Below are 18,668 nucleotides of genomic sequence, written 5' to 3'. Positions count from 1 at the left end.
TGAAGAGGGGGCGTTCCTCGAAAATCTCCACATTTTCTGCACAAGAAAATTTTACGATTGATGCAAAGAAGGGGGAAGTACAAATGGAATGGTTAAATGCTTTGCTGTTTCTTGCATGCCCGCTCATGATGATCTTCATGATGTTAGGGGGACATGGCCATGGAGGCGGGCACGGAAAAAAAGCCCATCTGGAACATAGCCATGGGATGCATAAGAGGATTCAGAAGTTGGAAGAGGAAAATCAAAGATTGAAAAAAAGGCTGGATGCATTTGATAAATATGATCAGAAGAAAACATCATGAAGATAAAGTGGCAGGAGAAAAATGATCCTGCCTTTTTAGTTAAGCGAGGAATGCAGGAAATACAGCCATGACCATTGTCAAAAATGCGCCGAAGCATGCTTGCGCTGTGCGGAAGCTTGCCGGAAAATGGCCTGACACAAAGCCGGTTCCCTTATCAAAAAGGGAACCGGTTTTTGGCAAAATCAATAAAACGGGAATGATGTGTTTAAGTTTAAGCGAACGGAAGAAAATAAAAATTGGATCGCCGGTTTAAATCAAGGTAAAAACCAATTTTTCTCGTGGCGCTCCTAACATCATGAAATGGATGGCCGGCAGAAAACAATTCGATGTATTTGTTTTATATTTCTTGGTCTCCGGAACAATGCGGCAGGAAATTTAATATCAAAATAAAAAAGCAAGGATCCCAGCCATAAACTGAAATCCTTGCTTTTTGTGATGCGGATGAAGGGACTTGAACCCATACGGTGTTTCCACCACTAGAACCTGAATCTAGCGCGTCTGCCGATTCCGCCACATCCGCATTGTTTTGTTTTTGTTCGCCTCATCAGCGACAAACTTATTATATAATGCCCGGTAGAAAAAAGCAATACCTTTTTTAAAATTTTTTTGGATCCCTGGAAAGCTTGTTAAAAAAGGAGCCGTGCATGCACGGCTCCTTTTTGGGAAATAGTTTACGCAGCCATTTCAACGCTTTTTTGTCTGTCTCTTGTAAAAGCACTCACGGCAAAGGTTACAATCAAGTTCAAAACCATGGCGATGATCCCGGTATTTAAGTCTTTGACTGCTTGCGGCATAAACGGCAACAGCGTCGCAACCGTCTGATTCGTGATCGTCACATAGGAAACGACAAGTTCGCCCGCCACAATTCCAGCAAATGCGCCTGCTTTTGAAATCGGGTTATTTTTCATAAAGCTGAATACGATCGCCGGGAAAAATTGCGTAACCATGCTGTACCCCATCAACAGCAGGGCAACAATGGTTTGCCCGCCGTTAAATGTGAAGTAGAGGGCAATTAAAGATACGACCGGAACCAAATATTTGGCAACATTGGCCACTTGTGTTTCATTGGCGGTCGGTTTAAATACTTTAAACAAGTTTTTCGAAATCATTGTGGATGCGCTCATCAACAGCATCGACCCCGGTACCAGCGCACATAACAGACCGGCGGCGCCGATGACACCGACAAACCAGTGCGGGAAGCTTTCAATAGAAAGAACGAGCAGGGCATTGTCGGTTGCTGCTCCTTCAAGTGCCGGCTTTACAGTCAGAATCGCCGCAAAACCGGCAAAGAATACGAACAACAGGATCAACTGATACAGCGGAAAAATCACCGCATTGCGGCGGAACGTTTTTTCATTTTTCGCTGTAAAGGAGGCGGCAAAAGAATGCGGCCACGTGTAAAAACCGAGTGCCGTCAGCAAAACGGTCGAAATGAACCAATATACACTCATCCCTTGGTGCGGGAGCGCAAGAAAGCCGGGTTTTGCCTGGTCAATGGCATGAAACATATCTGAAAAGCCGCCAAAATAATGAACGGGGAGATAAATGCCGAGAAAAACGACGACGGCCAAAACCAATGCATCTTTCATGACGGATGTCCAGGCTGTTCCGTGTACGCCTGAAATCGTGGTGTAAATGGTTACCGCAATCACGCCGATCCAGATGGCGACGCCGGAAGAAATCGAGCCGTAAGAAGCAATGCTGACGATACTGCCGAGCCCTTTTAACTGCAAAACAAGGTACGGGATCATGGCAATGATGCCGATAATCGAAACAAGGACACCGAGTGCGGGACTATTGTATTTTTTCGCGAAAAAGTCGGATTGGGACAACAGCTTATGTTCTTTTGCATAACGCCAAATGGCCGGAAGCAGCCAATAGGAAAGAACATAAGCCAATGAGCCGTACCAGAGTATATAAAGCGTCGGCCCCCCTCTGCCGTAAGCCCATCCGCTGCCGCCGAGAAAAGTGAAAGTCGTGTAAATTTCACCGGCGCTCAGCAAGAATACAAACAATGTTCCAAAACTTCTGCCGCCGGTTGCCCACTGTTCAAGGTTCATTTGCTTGCCCCGGCGCGCCCGGATGCCGAGATAGAGTGACACCAGCAAAAAGATGAGGATAACAAGAAGTGCGCTGTTCATTCGGCATCCCCCCTTTGGTTTTTCGGATCGGTTTTATAGATAATGAACATTACAACCGTCGATAAAACAACCCACAACACGGTCCAGAACATGATAAAAGGCATTCCGAGAATCATCGGATTGGTACGGTTTGCAAAAAACATGCCAATGATTAAAGCAAGAAATGGGAGTGATGCAAGGACGAATTTCATTTGAAAACCTCACTTTTTTTAGTGTAAAAGGCCAACCGGTGAAAAAGCGGCTGATCCTTTTCAGGCAGTTAACGTCAGGCTGGCGGCGACGAACGCTTTCACCCCGTAAGGCAATACATCCTCATCCACAGTAAAGCGGGCGTGATGGTGGGGATAAACGATGCCTTTGTCCGCATTTCCGGCTCCAATAAAAAAGAATGTGCCGGGTGCCTTTTGCTGGAATCCGGAAAAATCTTCCCCGCCCATGGTTGGAACGCCGTCTTGAATGGCATCTTCACCAAACGTCTCAACCAGTACTTCACGCAGCTTTGCCGTGACTTCCGGATCGTTAATAACGGGACGATAACCTTTCACGTATTGAAAATCATAAGTCGCCCCGTGCGCTTCTGTTACGCCTTTCACGACGCGTTCCATCAGCCGGATCACTTCTTCCTGCAACGCCGGCTTAAACGTCCGGACGGTGCCGCTGATGAAAACCGAACCGGGAATGACGTTATGCGCAGTACCGGCTATAAACTGGGTCACGGAAAGAACAACGGGATCTAAGGGATCAATATTTCTTGAAACAATATGTTGAAGGTTTGTTACAACTTGTGCGCCAATTGCAATGCTGTCTATTGCTAAATGCGGCTGTGCCCCGTGTCCGCCTTTTCCGTTAATCGTGATGTAGAAAGCATCTGGTGCCGCCATCATCGGTCCTGACACCAACTCGATTTTTCCAGCTTCAAGCGGTGACCATAAATGAGCGCCAATCACCTGGTCCACGCCGTCCATGACACCGGCTTGGACCATTTCTTCGGCACCGCCTGGCAATTGTTCTTCGGCATGTTGAAACAGAAAACGGATTTCACCGGCGATTTGGTCTTTTAAGCCGGCCAGAATTTTCGCGGCCCCAAGCAGCATCGCGGTATGCCCGTCATGGCCGCAAGCATGCATCACACCGTCATGCTTTGAGACGAAATCAAATGCATTTTCTTCTTGAATGGGGAGCGCGTCCATATCGGCGCGAATGGCTAAAACACGGCCGGGCTTTGCTCCTTTCAGCCGGGCTACCACACTCGTTTTTGTCGGGCGGGACAACGCCAAACCCCCGAAAGACGCAAGCGTATCGTAAATAAATTGCGATGTTTCGACTTCCTGGAAAGAAAGCTCCGGGTTTTGGTGCAAATGCCTCCGCCAATGGATTACATCTTCCCTGACTTGTTCGACCAATGCATCGATTTTTTCAACTTCCAAAGATAATGCCATATCAGAATTCCTTTCTTATCCTATATTTCTATTTTCTTTATCTATTTAAAGAATTTAGAGTATTATAACATCACACAGTCTTATATTGCAATAACAATTTGGTTTCATGTTTAGCTTTTTTCCAAGAAAGTATAAAATGAACGGAATATTGCGACTCTGTTGCCTGCTGCAAAAAATAGTCACCGTACAAACAGAAGTTTGGTTTTGGAAAGATTACGTACAATGCATGTCTTCTAATAACCATTGGTTCCATCAGCGGGACTTCCCACTGATGGAAATTTCACTTATCTTGGCGCTCCCCCAGCTGCATGAGGGCGCCAAAATATTGGGATGCTGTTGTAAAGCAAATAAAAGCAATCAGCTCACTTATTTCCGCATCTGTTAAATACTCCTTCAAAACCGCTGTTACATTTGGAGAGGTTTGCCCTTTGCCCGCAAGAAAAGCTTCTGCAAATCCGGTACATACCGCTGTTTTTTCATCATAATCAACGGGGTTCGGTTTGCCTTTTGCTTTACAATACAGGCAGCCATTTTTTTGTGCAAGTGTACGCCGGACTTCTTCTTTTAACTTCGCTGGCAACCGGCCATCCTTTTCAAATTCATGGCTGAGTTTGTTCCAGTATTTCAGAATGGACGCGTTATATCCCAGCAATTGTTGAAAGGGCGTATTCCCTCTTTCGTGTAATGGTATCAGTGTCATGCTCATCCCTCCCAAAAATAGTGTAAAATAAAGCATGCAGCTTTTACATATCGATTAAAAGGTATTTGATTGATTTGAATTTAAAAATGGAAAGGAATTTCAAGAAATGGATTTCATTGATGAACAAATCATACGTGAATTGAAAGAAGATAGCCGCTTATCAATGAGCGAGCTCAGCAGGCGTATTCATCTATCAGCCCCGGCTGTGAGAGAGCGGGTACGACAATTAGAAGAACAGGATATCATTAAACGCTATACAATTGAACTGAACCAAAAAAACTGGGATACCCGATAGAAGCCATCATTGAAGCGACAATTAAAAATAATCGTTATGACGATTTTAAAAAGCAAATATGCCAGTGCTCGAATGTCGATTTTTGTTATCGTATTGCTGGCGAGGCATGCTTTATGTTAAAAGCCCGCTTCCACTCATTTGAAGACGCAGAGCAATTCATTGATAAACTGCAGTTATTTGCACATTCTAAAACGAGCTTTATTTTTTCAAAAGTAATTTAGGCCTTACTGAACGAATCCGATTCTGAGTAAGCTCTAGAAGAATCCATCTTTAAAAATGCGATTTTGTTTTCTCTATAATTGAATCAGCTTCAAGTGCAAATTTTATAACACCCTTGCATTTAAATTTTTGCCAAGGCTGTCAGCATCCTTGCAGTGTTTTGTCTTAAAAGGACGTTTCGAGCCAGGATACAGCGTGTTTTGTCTTTTTGGCAGGTTCAAAAAGACATTTCGGACCCGGGTGCAGCTTGTTTTGTCTTTTTGGCAGGTTCAAAAAGACATTTCGAGCCTAGGTGCGGCTTGTTTTGTCCTTTTGACAGGTTCAAAAAGACATTTCGGGCCCGGATGCCGCGTGTTTTGTCCTTTTGACGGCTTCAAAAAGACATTTCGGGCCCGGATGCCGCGTGTTTTGTCCTTTTGGCAGGTTCAAAAAGACATTTCGAGCCTGGGTGTAGCTTGTTTTGTCTTTTTGTCAGCTTCAAAAAGACATTTCGGGCTCGGGTGCAGCGTGTTTTGTCTTTTTGACAGCTTCAAAAAGACATTTCGGGCTCGGATACAGCGTGTTTTGTCCTTTTGACGACTTCAAAAAGACATTTCGGGCCCGGATGCAGCGTGTTTTGTCTTTTTGGCAGGTTCAAAAAGACATTTCGGTCCAGGATGCAGCTTGATTTGTCCTTTTGGCCGGTTCAAAAGGACATTTCGAGCCTAGGTGCGGCTTGTTTTGTCCTTTTGACAGGTTCAAAAAGACATTTCGGGCTCGGATACAGCGTGTTTTGTCCTTTTGACGACTTCAAAAAGACATTTTGGGCCCAGTCGCAATTCCTTAGAGGGGCTCTACGTTAAGAAAGACACAGAAAAACGAAGACTTTCCTTCACATAGGGTACGTCTACGTTAAGGAAGCGCGGAAAAAAGGCGGCCTTTCTTCACATAGAGGGCGTCTACGTTAAGGAAGTACGGAAAAACGAGGCTCTTCCTTAACATAGAGCCCGTATACGTTAAGGAAGCACGCAAAAACGAAGACCTTCCTTCACATAGGGTACGTCTACGTTAAGGAAGCGCGGAAAAATGAAGGTCTTTCTTCACGTAGAGCCCGTCTACGTTAAGGAAGTACGGAAAAACGAGGCTCTTCCTTAACATAGGGTGCGTCTACGTTAAAAAGAAGGTCTTCCTTCACTAGGGCGCGTTTCAAGTACAAGCTTTTCCCTGCATTTTTAAAAAACTTGCATTAAATTGATGTCAAAGCTGTCAGCATCCTTGCCAAATTTAGGAATTTGGCTTATTCAGCAAGTTCCAATTTAAAACAAGATCGCTTATTTGAAAAGGTGATCAACATTTCCGGGCCATTTGACGTACGCTTCAGAAATAGGAGCATCTCTATTGACATAGTATACCGGGGAGAGGTATATTTTACATATACGAGGAGGCCAGGATATGGAGGAATTGGATATCATGATGGATGCCCGGGATGAAGCTCCCGTTTGCCCCGCCCACAGTGAACGGAAAAGCCACCATTCGGAAAAAGTGAAAAAGAACCTGGTCAGCAGGTTGAACCGTATTGAAGGGCAGGTAAGAGGGGTCAAAGGCCTCATCGAAAAAGATACCTATTGCGACGATGTCATTACCCAGATTGCTGCCATCCAATCTGCCTTAAACGGCGTGTCGAAGATCCTGCTCGAGGGCCACTTGAAAAATTGTGTCTTGGAACGGATTCAAGAAGGGGATCTCGATGTGCTGGATGAATTTTTAGTGACCATACAAAAAACAATGCGAAAATAAAGGAGCGATTGATCATGGAAAAAGTAACCTTAAATGTACAAGGCATGTCTTGCGAACATTGTGTCAAAGCGGTTAAAGGAAGCGTCGGCGAATTGTCAGGCGTGAAAAATGTAGACGTTCATTTGGCAGAAGGAAAAGTGGATGTTGAATTCGATCCGAATAAAGTTACGCTTGATAAGGTAAAAGAAGCCATTGAAGACCAAGGCTATGAAGTAGCGTAAATCCGGGAAAAACGGGCTGTGCTTTCGGGCACGCTCTCTTTTTTCAAAAAAATATACCTATAGAGGGTATAAAAGGCGTCAGGAGGAATGGATATGGCCGCATCACTACAGGAAAAAAAGGTCGAAAGCGTCACGCTTGGCATTACCGGCATGACGTGTGCAGCATGCGCCAACCGGATTGAAAAGAATTTATCGAAAGTGGAAGGCGTCAAAAAGGTAAATGTCAACCTGGCGACAGAGAAAGCCGCCGTTCAATACGATCCGAAACAGGCGACCGTCGAAAATTTGATCGAAAAAGTGGAGAAAACGGGTTATGGCGTATTAGAAGAAAAAGCGCAGCTCAATATTATGGGCATGACATGCGCGGCATGCGCCAACCGCGTGGAGCGGGCGCTGAAAAAAATCCCCGGTGTTGTTAGCGCCGCCGTCAACCTAGCGACGGAAACGGCAAGTGTTACATACCTGCCGGGACAGGCAAGCGCTGAACAAATGATTGTAGCTGTTAAAAAGGCCGGCTATGACGCAAAAATAAAAGGCGAAATGGATCCGGACTATGAAAAGAAGATGCGTGAGAAAGCATATAAAAAGCAAAAAATAAAATTTGCAGTTGGTGCTGTCATCTCCGTCTTTTTCTTGTTGCAAATGATCTCGGATATCGCTATGCATTACGGCGGCAGCTTTTCTTTCCATATGAATCCATGGCTACAGCTTTTGCTTGCTACCATTGTGCAAATTTTTGTCGGCGGCCATTACTACCGGGATGCTTACCATGCCATCCGGGGCGGGAGTGCCAATATGGCCGTTTTGGTTGTGCTTGGGACGTCCACGGCCTATTTATACAGCCTTGTCCTTACCATCCTCGGTTCCGGGCGCATGCTTTACTTTGAGGCATCCGCCATTGTGATGACGCTGATCGTCCTTGGCAAACTGATGGAAACCAGGGCAAAGGGCCAAACATCTGAAGCGATGAAAAAACTGATGGGCCTGCAGGCAAAAACGGCCCGAGTCATCCGGGACGGCAAAGAAGTTGAAGTACCGGTTGAAGAAGTCGTCCCCGGCGATATTCTTTTTGTCCGCGCCGGGGAAAAAATTCCGGTTGACGGCGTCATCACAGAAGGGGCTTCTTCTGTCGATGAGTCCATGCTGACCGGCGAAAGCATGCCCGTTTCAAAAAAAGCGGGCGATGCCGTCATCGGGGCGACATTGAACAAAACCGGTTCGTTCCGCTTTAAAGCCACAAAAGTCGGGAAAGATACGGCGCTCAGCCAGATCATTAAACTGGTGGAAGAGGCGCAAGGTTCAAAAGCGCCGATCCAGCATCTGGCTGACCAGATTTCGGGTATTTTCGTACCGATCGTCATATTGATTGCACTGGCGACATTTGCGGTGACGTATTTTGCGGCCGGATTCACCCCGGCGATCATCAGCATGGTTGCTGTGCTCGTCATCGCCTGCCCTTGCGCCCTCGGGCTTGCTACCCCGACAGCTGTTATGGTCGGAACCGGCCTCGGTGCTGAAAACGGCGTGCTGATCAAAAGCGCGGAGCATTTGCAAAGCGCCCATCGCATTACGACTGTTGTACTCGATAAAACCGGCACGATTACAAAAGGAGAGCCGGAAGTAACAGATCTCATTCCATACGGCGGTTTTTTAGAGGATGATTTGCTTGCCATTTCCGCCGCAGCCGAAAAAGGATCGGAACACCCGCTTGGTGCAGCCATTGTAAAAAAAGCAGCTGAAAAAGGCTTGCAACTGCCAAATGTTAAGGAATTCGAAGCAGTCCCGGGCCATGGTATCCGGGTTAAAATAGAGGAAAGAGAAGTTTTGATCGGGAATAAAAAAATGATGCAGGATGCGCATATCCGGATCGACGATGTGATCAACCAAATGGAAAAACTTGAGGAAGACGGCAAAACGGCCATGCTGGTTGCAATGGATGGCGCGCTTTCCGGACTGATTGCTGTTGCAGACACGGTGAAAGAAACATCGGCAAAAGCCATCCGCATGTTGAAAGAAATGGGCATTGAAACGGTCATGATGACAGGCGATAACCGCCGCACTGCCGAAGCGATTGCCCGGCAAGTCGGCGTTGATCGTGTGCTCGCGGAAGTGCTACCGGAAGATAAATCCAAAGAAGTGGAAAAATTGAAGCGTGCCGGCAACATTACGGCAATGGTCGGCGACGGGATCAATGATGCCCCAGCTCTTGCTGCAGCCGATGTCGGGATTGCGATTGGAACCGGGACGGATGTTGCGATGGAGGCCGCTGATATTACATTAATGCGCGGCGACCTGATGGGGATTGTCAACACAATCCGCTTGTCGAAGGCAACGATGCGGAAAATCCGCCAGAATCTGTTCTGGGCTTTTGCTTACAATGTGGTTCTGATCCCGGTGGCAGCATTCGGGTTATTAAATCCAATCCTGGCCGGAGCTGCCATGGCCTTCAGTTCTGTGTCAGTTGTGGGCAATACCCTGTTCTTGCGCAAATGGCAGCCGGTATAAAGCGACATATAGAAAATAAATAAGCCGTTATTTTGGTCGATCAAAATAACGGCTTTTTTGTTTCATTGCTGATGACAGAATGGACATGTCCAAATGGATTAACAATGTTTGTTTTAACCGCGGCCCTCGTTGTGGAGAAGATTGCATACGGGCAAGCAATCATAGCGGGCATCGGCGGTTTCTCATATGATATTGGATGTCCTGGGAGTGGTGAATGAAACTTGAATAGGATTCAAAGAATTAAAAACACCTATTATGCGTTCAATATTTTGTATAACATGGGGATTATGGTGTTTGGCGGGACGTTATATTTATATATGAAGTCCATCCATGATAGTTATGCTGATATTAATCTGTTTTTATCCATTTTTTGGATTGTTGGTTTTATTACGGAAATCCCGTCCAGCGTGATTGCGGTACTTTTGGAAGGAAAAAAACGCTGATTAGCAGTTGCGTGATCAGGAGTATTGGCCTGTTCCTGCTGTTTTTTGATTGGGGAAATATGGTTTTTCTTATTCTAAGTGCGATTTTTACCTTGCCTGGCGAATCTTTAAGATCGGGCACAGTGGATTCATGGATGATAGATAGCATTCGTGAGGAAGAATAGGATTATCCGTTTGAAAAAGTATTTTCTAATAACCAAGTATTCGGGACAACTTTCACCTTATTAGCGGGATATGTTGGTACACAAGTTTTAGGGAATATCGATTTAAGCTATCCTGTTTTAGCGGGGGCTATTTTACTTTTATGCCCCATGGCCGTAGCCGTAATCTTTATGAAAGAACCGGCGCCGGTGGAACAAAAACAAGCAGGCACTTGAAAGCTGATTCAGCATCACCATGCATTTTCGCAGATGCCTGATTTTAAATATTGAGGCAAAGCTTGCTGGCAAATCGGATTCGTTCAGCAAACCCTAATGATTGGGAAATGAATCATTCGTATCATCAATCCGTTAAGATAAAAGAAGATCAAATTTTTTGCAATTGATGGAATGTACACCATTGCGCCAATGCGGGATAGATGTTATCATAGATAGAGCATTACCGTGAAATGCGAATGGTTTTGACAATGGAATAGATTGTCTTAAAGGAGGAGCCTGTCACCAAGGGATACGTATGTCCTGCGGTAACAGGCTTTTTTGCTTTCCGAAAAAAATGAAAGGGAGTGGTTTGATGGTAATGGGATTGACGGTTATTTTGTTATTGGTCCTGTGCCTGCCGTTTACAAAAATAGTGGAAAGGAATCTGGAAGCCTTTTTGTTCGTAATGGGCGTGGCAGCTTGTATTGTCAGCCGGTCATTTTCCTGGCATCTAGTGCAGGAAGCGCTACTGCACCCGCTCAATATCACGATTGCTGTGCTTGCGATGGGGCTTTTGTTCCGCTGGTTTGAGAAACCGATCGAAAAAGGGATCAGGCGGATCAGCCATGCGATGCCGTTTCGTTTGTTTATTGCGCTCTTTGTCATCATACTCGGTTTGCTGTCGAGCGTCATCACCGCCATTGTTGCCGCCATCATTCTTGTAGCGGTCATCCGTTTTTTGCGGCTTGACCGGAAGACGGAAGTCCGTTTGGTTGTCCTTGCCTGTTTCGCCATTGGCCTCGGGGCTGTGCTCACGCCGATCGGGGAGCCGCTTTCCACCATTGTCGTGAGCAAACTGGATGCAGACTTTTTTTACTTGCTGAGACTTACCGGCACTTCAGTGATCCCGGCTGTCATTGTTTTCGGCGTGCTGGCTGCTTTGATCGTCAAACCGGGGCAGTATTCAAGCGCCATGGAAACCGCGGCGGGAAAAGAACCGGGCATGGCCACCACGGAGGATGGAGGGTTAAAAGATGAAACGGCTTCAGAATCATACAAGGAAATTGTCATCCGCAGTTTCAAGATTTACTTGTTTGTAATGGCGCTCACTTTGCTCGGGGCAGGATTTGAACCATTTATTGAAGCCTATTTGCTGGATCTCAGCCCGCGTGTCCTGTATTGGATCAATATGGTTTCCGCTGTTTTGGATAATGCCACCCTTGCCGCAGCCGAAATCAGCCCGGCGATGAATGATAAGGCGATTCAAGATATTTTGATGGGCCTGCTGATAAGCGGCGGAATGCTTGTGCCGGGGAATATTCCGAATATCATTGCTGCGGGAAAATTAAAAATCTCAAGCCTTGAATATGCCCGCTTTGCATTCCCGCTTGGCCTGGCAGCAATGGTCGTTTATTTTGTGATCAGCCTTTTCCTGGTTTAACGGCTTTCCGAAAGAAGTCTCCCATCCTCAAGGAATGTGAAGGTGCGAATCGCACCAATGAGTAGGTGGGAGATGAATTTCGGTTGGCTTTAGCCAAAGTTATTTTTCCAATCCTTTTCTCAACAATTCTAAGATTGCGGCTGTTCTAGTTGGAATCCCATTTTCTTTTTGATATTGCTCCAATTTTTCTAATATCGTCTTAGGCATACGAATTTCTACACGTTCTTTCTCTTCTCTCATGATGATCACCTCATATTGATTGTACGGATTTTTTACGATATAATCAATATATACGAAATTTTTCCGCACAAAGTGAGGTGAATGGATATGGCCAAGCAAAACAAAGCTTTCAAGTTTCGTTTGTTACCAAACAAAGAACAATCCGCATTATTAGCTAAGACATTTGGTTGTGTTCGCTTTGTCTACAATAAGATGTTAGCTGAACGCAAAGAAACGTATGAAAAGTTCAAGGATGATAAAGAATTGCTTAAAAAGCAAAAGTTTCCGACTCCTGCAAAATATAAAAGTGAATTTCCATTCCTAAAAGAAGTGGATTCTTTAGCTTTGGCAAATGCACAAATGAACTTACAGACTGCTTATAAGAATTTCTTTGAAGGAAATGCGGATTTTCCAAAGTTCAAAAATCGTAAAGCAAAACAATCCTATACAACTAATATGGTCAACGGAAATATTAAGCTAGAAAATGGTCATATCAAACTGCCAAAAATCAAAAAGCCAATAAAAATGAAACAGCATAGAGAGATACCTGCTGATTATAAAATCAAATCTTGCACTATTTCTAAAACAAAGACAGGCAAATACTACATTTCAATTTTGACAGAATATGAGAAAGATATTCGTCCAGTTAACATACAGAAAGTTGTTGGTTTGGATTTTGCTATGGATGGTCTATATGTCGAGAGTGAACAGGGTAAGAAAGCCAATTACCCACGTTACTATCGGCAAGCCTTAGATAAATTAGCAAAAGCACAACGAATTCTTTCTCGAAGAAAGAAAGGTTCTGCACGTTGGAACAAGCAACGACTAGTAGTGGCTAAGTTACATGAGAAAGTGGCGAACCAACGCATGAATTTTCTTCATCATAAGTCAAAAGAATTAGCTTCTAACTTTGATGCTGTCGTGATTGAGGACTTGAACATGAAAGGGATGTCTCAAGCCCTTCACTTTGGGAAAAGCGTTCATGATAACGGCTGGGGTATGTTCACTACTTTCTTAGCGTATAAGCTAAAAGAACAGGGGAAACAACTTGTGAAAATTGATAAGTGGTTTCCCTCCACTAAGAAGTGTATGTGTAAAATTTTACTCGAAGGGGCAGATGAGTGGAAAAAAATGGGAAGACGCTCTATCATCTAATTGTACACTTCAAGATGAACATCTAGAGAGAGAGGTCTTCCCATGGATATTATATCAATAATTGCTGGATTATTAAAGGATACAAAAAGTCTTATGGAATTTGAAGAACAGCTTAAACTTTTGATGCAGAAGGCTTTTACACAATGGGTTGGGGAAATATTTGAAGAGTTAGATAAAACAATTAAACAGGAGAAGTTAGAGGAGGGCTGGGTGTACTGCCGGAGTGATAACAGAAACATTCAGTTTCTATTTGGAAGTGTGACCTTTAAACGTTCATTCATGCATGACTAGAGAGGAAATTCCCATTATCCTCTGGATGAATGGTTAGGGCTGGTACCACACCAACGATACAGCCCGTTAGTGGAATTAAAGGTGGCAGAGTTGGCAAGTGAGAACACCTATCGGGAAGTAGCTGATATTTTAAAAGAGTGGACAGCAGTGAGTCTTAGTCACACAACTGTAGGGAACATGGTAAAACACGTAGGGAAAACTCAGGCGGAAGCCGATAAGGCACTTGTAGAAGAGCTAGAAATAGCTGTTTCCCTGCCTGAGGGGAAGAAGGTAGACTACCTGTTTTCTGAAGCAGATGGTGTATTCGTTCGGGGACTAAAAAAGAAACAGAGTATGGAAGTCCACCACGCCATTCTCTATGAGGGATGGCAAACCAATGGTAAAAGGGTCTCCCTGCGTCAGCCCACAGTCATCATGACAACGGAAGCCATCCAGACATTTTGGGATGAAGTCCAAGCCACAGCTGCCAACACCTACTCTCTTGAAAAAGCGCATGTCATTACAAACAGCGATGGAGGTGCAGGGTATACAGCTGAACGGTTTCAAACAGCATTCTCACAGTCGGAATTTCCGGTGCTCAACCAGCTGGATACCTACCACGTTGCACAAGCCATCGTAAGGACATTCGGGGGCGGAAAGAGCGAGATCAAAGAGCAAATTAGAAAAGCGATTAGAACGCATGACCTGGACCAATTCACGTTATATTTGGATACGCACGAAAGCACCTTGACGGATAAAAAGGCTCTCAAGAAAATCAAGGAATTCCGTTCGTATATCTTGAAAAACTGGGACCGCATTTTTGACTGGAGAGACAGGGTGAAAAACGTGCCGGAAGGTGCGAGAGGCCTAGGAGCGATGGAATCGAATCAAAGGCATATCTCCTTCAGGATGAAAAAAAGGGGCATGCATTGGAGTGAACTTGGCGCAGAAGCCATGGTGAAAATCAAACAAGGCATACTCAATGGGACATTGAGAGAAGTCTATCTGAAACACCGTTCAAGAAGCGAGAGAAAGCAACGGAACTTGAAACAATTAATCAGGATGTCTCAACTACTCAAGCAGCCTGTACGCCCGTCAGTGGGCGTAAAGCACGGATCAGTTGCCCTGCATTCAAGCAGTTCATCGGCAATGGGACATTTAAGCAAAATATTAGAGCTTTCGTTTTAAGCTTGGCTCAGTGGGGACTGATCGTTGAGGCGCGCGAAATTTACGAGACTCCTGCGGGAAAAGCGAGCCAGGAGAGACCCCGCAGCGAGGTACGAGCGAGGAGGCTCGCCGGCCGCCCGCGGAAAGCGAGTGAATTTCGCGCGCCTCAACATCCCCGTTATCCATCTTTATACGGAAATATTACATCTTTTCCGAAAATTACACCGAGCAAGTAAAGCACGGTAGCCGAAAGTGTACAAAAAGAGTGTCTTGGAATACCCGATATTTAAACCTTGTCGAGAAAAACTTGACACATACCTAAGAAGTGTTCATGTTGCGGCAAGGAAAAAGAAATGCCATTATCTGAACGTGTATATAAATGTTCTTGCGGCTTTGTATTAGATCGCGATCACAATTCAGCAATCAATATCAAAAATGAGGGATTACGCTTATTAGCGTTATCATAAGTAACAAAACTCTTGGAACAAGAGGGTTAGCTCGGTCAGTTTTCGTTGGCTAGTAAAAGCAACGATAAGTCGAGAAGCCCCCACTTCAATCAAACCGTAAGGTTGATAAGTGGTGGATAGTTCACAATAAGGGTTTCGTAACGAAGTCCTTATTTGCCGGCAGGGGCAAAGATGGAGAAAATCCGGCTGCTGCTGAATATCCGGAACCCTTGGGCCTGGTCGGGAAAAGCAAGCGGTTTTTGCCCAGTAAAAAGCTCAATTCAGCTCTCTACTTCTGCAGCCGCAACTTCATCCATGCCGGAAATATGGCGGTATACATCCACCGTTGTATGTTTGTAGCTCGCCCGCGCCTTTAAATCGACTAAATGGGTTTGATCTTTTAAATCTTTGATCCGGATATTTTCAATTGTAATTTGCTGCTTCTCAATCGCATCGAGGACGCATGGTATGGCATCCCTGTTGCGGACGATAACTTTTATAATCAGGTCTTTATTGCGCAACTTTGTTTGCACTGCTTTGCCCATTAAATAAGGGATGATTTCCACGCTGATGATAATGAGCACGACGCCGGCAATCGCCTCCATATAAAAACCGGCCCCGACAGCAATCCCGATGCCGCTCGCTCCCCAAATCATGGCGGCGGTGGTCAGGCCTGTAATGGTGTCATTGTCTTTTTTTAAAATCACCCCTGCCCCGAGAAAACCGATCCCGGAAACGATTTGTGCGGCAAGCCGGAGCGGGTCCATTGTAATCTGCACACTATGGGCATGGTTGAAAAGATAGGCAGACTGGATGGAAACAATGGTAAGGAGGCAACTGATAATTGAGATGACAAGGCTGGTTTTCAGTCCGAGCGGTTTCCGTTTTAATTCTCTTTCCAGCCCGATAATCAGCCCCAGCACGGCTGTAATTCCCAGTTTATATAAAATTTCCAAATCCCCAAAAACCATCCGGCTTCCCCCCTTGTAAAAAATACTGTTCAATGCTGCTTCTGCGCTATAAAATAAAAGTAAATAATCAAAAAAAGGAGAATTCGCAATTTGAATCCTTATATTGCTTTAATCGCGGGCGTACTTGCTGTCACATCCTCCGCCATTTTGGTAAAATACAGCACGGCGGATGCCGGTGTGATTGCTTTTTACCGGTTATTCTTTACCACCATCATCATGCTGCCAATCTTTCTGGCAGCCAGAAAGAAAGCGAAAATGCGCATGCTGAAAAAAGATTTGCTCTTTTCCATCAGTTCCGGGGCATTGCTCGCTTTCCATTTTATTTTATGGTTTGAATCAGCTCTGAGGAGTAAAAATTTTTCGTGATAATTTAACTATTCCCCCCAAAAATGCGGCTAAATATGTAATAATTTAAATAATTAGAGCTTGCTGGACGAATATTTTGGCATGGCTTAGTGACAAGTCGAATACAAGCTAAAATTTGATTCGTTCAGCAAGCCCTAATTAAACTTGGCTGTTTTGAGGGGGTTTTTATTTTGGTTACTAGAGAGCCCTTGCCAAAATGCTATATCCCCTGAAACTGTAAGCAGTCAGACAATTAAAGGTCGTTGATTTATTCCACTAAAGAAAAAAGACGTTTGTAGGAACATTATGACAAATGTAAAAAGAAAATGTGAGTTTTTGATTTTAATGGGGTAAATTTATTTGTTATAAGTGTCTAAATTTTTCCACTTTTGTCGGTTTTGGGCGGGTTTCAATAGATTAGGCTACTCATTCCTGTGGTAAATATTGTAAAACGGAAAAGGATGATTTTTTTTGAAAAAAAAGAGCCATGAAAGCCACTCCTTTGCTAAGATATAAGTACGATCAAATATCCAGGGAGTGATTTCATGACTATTTCTATTCTAACACAAACCAGAGACTTTTCAATACAACAAAATTTGATTCCCCACAATTGGCAAGACTATGCCGATATACCATTTGTCATTCCAGCCATGTGTTTCCCATGGGAGATTTTTAAGCCGATTGAACGAGAATACTACACCCTTTTATATTTGCACCTAAAAAATGAAAGAGCACATGATCCTTCTAATGAAATACAACCGGCACTATTTTCAATAACGGAGGAAGAAGACAAGTCTGCGTCTTCATTATTTCATCTCCCTTCCACTGGGAGAAAACCGCATCCTTTCATGCCCTTTTTTCGTGCTTTTGAACTGGCCTCTTTACAGTATATTGAAGTGATGGTGGAGAGTGTCTATTTGCAAGTGAAATCAAACCCGCTATTTGCCACCATGTGTGGATTTACGGAGAAAATTCCGAGCTACCGTTCCTTTGCTCGTTTTGATCAAATCATGACAACAAATGGTCTTTGGGAAAAAGCCCGGCTATTGGTTGTTGAATATAATAAAGGGGAAGGCGTGGTTGAAACGAATGAGGAAGCAGCCGCCGTGGATACATCGCATATAGAGGCAGAAGCAACCTTGAATAAAACAAGGAAGACGTGTTCTTGTGAGGGTAATTGCGATTGCCCCAGAGTCCTTACGGACGACAATGTAGGGGTAATGCGTAAAAGTAATGCAGTCTCCTATATTGCGCATAAATTATCAATGGTATGCGGGGTGAGATCCGGTTTGCCTTTGACGCGGGAAGTATTTAAAGGAAATACACCCGATGGGAAAACATTAGAACCGACATTGGAAACGTTTAAGACAGAGCACCCCGAGATGGCTGAGCAGTTGAGCTTTATCCTGGCAGATGGAATCTACCAAACGCCGGAAAATCAAAAAGTGACAAAGGATGTATTACAGGCGAAATTGGTGGCACCGATCAATCCACGGAACCGTAAAGATAAACCAACTACCGCCCGAGGGATTGAAAAAATCAACCGGTACGGCACTCCCATCTGTATCAGTGGGCATAAAATGGAACTTAGAGGATCTGATCGGGAAAAGGGGCAATATATTTACACTTGTCCTGTATTTCATCCAAATGCCAAGCAAGAAGGTCTCACCTGCCCGCTAGCGAATCACGCGGAATGTTGTAATGGGGCAGCACAAGGAAGAGTATTTAGGATGGACTTTGATCAAACGCCTCAAGTAGATGTCGAGTTGCCTCAACATGGTCGCACATTTGAAGTGTTATATAGTGCCAGGACGATCATCGAAAGAATCTTTGGCATTTTAAAAGACGGATACAGTCTCCGTCGTGTTCACAAGCGTGGGAAACAGGCAGTTGAAGCTCATGTAGATCGATGCATGATATCTATGCACATCATGGCAAATATGGCGTACCATCAGACAGGAAAGGCCAATTGTGGATGGACACGCAATCGGCTGCAAAGAGCAAATTAAGTTATTCACAGGTGGATATGTGAATAAGTAAAATGAGCGTTTCCTTTCCACAAAGGGTAGTGAAAAAAACCCATTTTGTGAAGGCGGGATACGTATGCCCTTTTTTTGAAGGAAAATGACCGTTTTACTTCTATTGAATTGAAAATCTGGATGAAAAGGCAAAAAAATCGGGATAATTAATTTTCCAGAGCCTCGCTCAAGGGTATATTTTTATTTTGGCAGAGGCTCAGAAAAGAAAAAAGAAATCG

The 18,668-nt window shown here is 44.4% G+C and carries 14 protein-coding genes, 1 tRNA gene and 5 pseudogenes; 13 read left to right on the top strand and 7 right to left on the bottom strand.

What is annotated here, in order from left to right; all coding sequences use genetic code 11:
* Positions 1 to 83 precede the first annotated feature (83 nt).
* A complete protein-coding gene (locus tag NST20_RS11110) occupies positions 84 to 302 on the top strand; it encodes a DUF2933 domain-containing protein (protein WP_013860060.1) in 219 nt (72 codons plus the stop codon).
* Positions 303 to 347: 45 nt separating this feature from the next.
* Positions 348 to 437: pseudogene (locus NST20_RS11105) on the top strand (four-helix bundle copper-binding protein); the annotation flags it as partial.
* Between the two features lie 301 nt (positions 438 to 738).
* Here NST20_RS11105 and NST20_RS11100 read toward each other — a convergent pair.
* The 5 genes from NST20_RS11100 to NST20_RS11080 all read right to left on the bottom strand — a co-directional run bounded on the left by NST20_RS11100 (position 739) and on the right by NST20_RS11080 (position 4,582).
* Positions 739 to 822: transfer RNA gene (locus NST20_RS11100), tRNA-Leu, on the bottom strand.
* Between the two features lie 151 nt (positions 823 to 973).
* A complete protein-coding gene (locus NST20_RS11095) occupies positions 974 to 2,443 on the bottom strand; it encodes a sodium:solute symporter (protein WP_342399442.1) in 1,470 nt (489 codons plus the stop codon).
* Positions 2,440 to 2,634 (bottom strand): DUF3311 domain-containing protein, encoded by a 195-nt coding sequence (locus NST20_RS11090; protein ID WP_013860056.1) that lies wholly within the window; start codon positions 2,632 to 2,634, stop codon positions 2,440 to 2,442. Before NST20_RS11090 ends, NST20_RS11095 begins: the two co-directional genes overlap by 4 nt.
* Positions 2,635 to 2,694: 60 nt before the next feature.
* The gene (locus tag NST20_RS11085; RefSeq protein ID WP_017551014.1) at positions 2,695 to 3,882 is read right to left on the bottom strand and encodes a M20 family metallopeptidase; all 1,188 of its coding nucleotides are present in this window, start codon (positions 3,880 to 3,882) and stop codon (positions 2,695 to 2,697) included.
* A gap of 280 nt (positions 3,883 to 4,162) precedes the next feature.
* The gene (locus NST20_RS11080; protein ID WP_019720161.1) at positions 4,163 to 4,582 is read right to left on the bottom strand and encodes a carboxymuconolactone decarboxylase family protein; all 420 of its coding nucleotides are present in this window, start codon (positions 4,580 to 4,582) and stop codon (positions 4,163 to 4,165) included.
* 106 nt (positions 4,583 to 4,688) lie between these two features.
* Between NST20_RS11080 and NST20_RS11075 the strand changes: the two are divergent.
* The 6 genes and pseudogenes from NST20_RS11075 to NST20_RS11050 all read left to right on the top strand — a co-directional run bounded on the left by NST20_RS11075 (position 4,689) and on the right by NST20_RS11050 (position 11,838).
* Positions 4,689 to 5,098: pseudogene (locus NST20_RS11075) on the top strand (Lrp/AsnC family transcriptional regulator).
* Positions 5,099 to 6,527: 1,429 nt separating this feature from the next.
* Positions 6,528 to 6,872: a metal-sensitive transcriptional regulator gene (locus NST20_RS11070; RefSeq protein ID WP_013860052.1), complete on the top strand. Its 345-nt coding sequence runs from the start codon at positions 6,528 to 6,530 to the stop codon at positions 6,870 to 6,872.
* A 14-nt stretch (positions 6,873 to 6,886) separates the two neighbouring features.
* Positions 6,887 to 7,093, top strand: coding sequence for a copper chaperone CopZ (gene copZ / locus NST20_RS11065; RefSeq protein ID WP_014097626.1), 207 nt, complete (start codon positions 6,887 to 6,889; stop codon positions 7,091 to 7,093).
* Between the two features lie 93 nt (positions 7,094 to 7,186).
* The gene (locus tag NST20_RS11060; RefSeq protein ID WP_342399441.1) at positions 7,187 to 9,598 is read left to right on the top strand and encodes a heavy metal translocating P-type ATPase; all 2,412 of its coding nucleotides are present in this window, start codon (positions 7,187 to 7,189) and stop codon (positions 9,596 to 9,598) included.
* Positions 9,599 to 9,819: 221 nt separating this feature from the next.
* Complete coding sequence (locus NST20_RS11055) at positions 9,820 to 10,041, top strand: hypothetical protein (protein ID WP_342399440.1); 222 nt, start codon at positions 9,820 to 9,822, stop codon at positions 10,039 to 10,041.
* A gap of 729 nt (positions 10,042 to 10,770) precedes the next feature.
* Entirely contained in the window at positions 10,771 to 11,838 is a 1,068-nt protein-coding gene (locus NST20_RS11050; protein ID WP_342399439.1) for a DUF1646 family protein, read from the top strand.
* Positions 11,839 to 11,937: 99 nt separating this feature from the next.
* Here the strand turns inward: NST20_RS11050 and NST20_RS11045 are convergent, their stop codons facing one another.
* Positions 11,938 to 12,078 (bottom strand): ribbon-helix-helix protein, CopG family, encoded by a 141-nt coding sequence (locus NST20_RS11045; protein WP_003352379.1) that lies wholly within the window; start codon positions 12,076 to 12,078, stop codon positions 11,938 to 11,940.
* Positions 12,079 to 12,165: 87 nt separating this feature from the next.
* On the opposite strand from NST20_RS11045, the pseudogene NST20_RS11040 reads away from it, so the two are divergent.
* The 3 pseudogenes from NST20_RS11040 to NST20_RS11030 all read left to right on the top strand — a co-directional run.
* A pseudogene (locus NST20_RS11040) lies at positions 12,166 to 13,146 on the top strand (RNA-guided endonuclease TnpB family protein); the annotation flags it as partial.
* Positions 13,147 to 13,254: 108 nt separating this feature from the next.
* Positions 13,255 to 14,670, top strand: a pseudogene (locus NST20_RS11035) (ISLre2-like element ISBco6 family transposase).
* 299 nt (positions 14,671 to 14,969) lie between these two features.
* A pseudogene (locus NST20_RS11030) lies at positions 14,970 to 15,116 on the top strand (zinc ribbon domain-containing protein); the annotation flags it as partial.
* A gap of 260 nt (positions 15,117 to 15,376) precedes the next feature.
* Here NST20_RS11030 and NST20_RS11025 read toward each other — a convergent pair.
* Positions 15,377 to 16,066 (bottom strand): MgtC/SapB family protein, encoded by a 690-nt coding sequence (locus tag NST20_RS11025; RefSeq protein WP_013860047.1) that lies wholly within the window; start codon positions 16,064 to 16,066, stop codon positions 15,377 to 15,379.
* Positions 16,067 to 16,156: 90 nt separating this feature from the next.
* Here NST20_RS11025 and NST20_RS11020 point away from each other — a divergent pair, with 90 nt between their 5' ends.
* Positions 16,157 to 16,432 carry a hypothetical protein gene (locus NST20_RS11020; protein ID WP_342399438.1) on the top strand — a complete coding sequence of 92 codons (276 nt, stop codon included), beginning with the start codon at positions 16,157 to 16,159 and terminating at the stop codon, positions 16,430 to 16,432.
* Positions 16,433 to 16,956: 524 nt separating this feature from the next.
* Positions 16,957 to 18,420: a transposase gene (locus NST20_RS11015; protein WP_342399437.1), complete on the top strand. Its 1,464-nt coding sequence runs from the start codon at positions 16,957 to 16,959 to the stop codon at positions 18,418 to 18,420.
* Positions 18,421 to 18,668 lie beyond the last annotated feature (248 nt).

The sequence above is a fragment of the Weizmannia sp. FSL W8-0676 genome (assembly GCF_038593015.1).
GTDB lineage: Bacteria > Bacillota > Bacilli > Bacillales > Bacillaceae_C > Weizmannia > Weizmannia coagulans.
Note: the sequence above shows the minus strand (reverse complement) of the source record. Positions and strands in the feature narration are given on the sequence as shown.

Bases quoted from the DNA above. Each gene is read 5' to 3' on its own strand.
- NST20_RS11110 (WP_013860060.1), top strand. From the start codon at position 84: ATGGAATGGTTAAATGCTTTGCTGTTTCTTGCATGCCCGCTCATGATG.
- NST20_RS11095 (WP_342399442.1), bottom strand. From the start codon at position 2,443: ATGAACAGCGCACTTCTTGTTATCCTCATCTTTTTGCTGGTGTCACTC.
- NST20_RS11090 (WP_013860056.1), bottom strand. From the start codon at position 2,634: ATGAAATTCGTCCTTGCATCACTCCCATTTCTTGCTTTAATCATTGGC.
- NST20_RS11085 (WP_017551014.1), bottom strand. From the start codon at position 3,882: ATGGCATTATCTTTGGAAGTTGAAAAAATCGATGCATTGGTCGAACAA.
- NST20_RS11080 (WP_019720161.1), bottom strand. From the start codon at position 4,582: ATGACACTGATACCATTACACGAAAGAGGGAATACGCCCTTTCAACAA.
- NST20_RS11070 (WP_013860052.1), top strand. From the start codon at position 6,528: ATGGAGGAATTGGATATCATGATGGATGCCCGGGATGAAGCTCCCGTT.
- copZ (WP_014097626.1), top strand. From the start codon at position 6,887: ATGGAAAAAGTAACCTTAAATGTACAAGGCATGTCTTGCGAACATTGT.
- NST20_RS11060 (WP_342399441.1), top strand. From the start codon at position 7,187: ATGGCCGCATCACTACAGGAAAAAAAGGTCGAAAGCGTCACGCTTGGC.
- NST20_RS11050 (WP_342399439.1), top strand. From the start codon at position 10,771: ATGGTAATGGGATTGACGGTTATTTTGTTATTGGTCCTGTGCCTGCCG.
- NST20_RS11045 (WP_003352379.1), bottom strand. From the start codon at position 12,078: ATGAGAGAAGAGAAAGAACGTGTAGAAATTCGTATGCCTAAGACGATA.
- NST20_RS11025 (WP_013860047.1), bottom strand. From the start codon at position 16,066: ATGGTTTTTGGGGATTTGGAAATTTTATATAAACTGGGAATTACAGCC.
- NST20_RS11015 (WP_342399437.1), top strand. From the start codon at position 16,957: ATGACTATTTCTATTCTAACACAAACCAGAGACTTTTCAATACAACAA.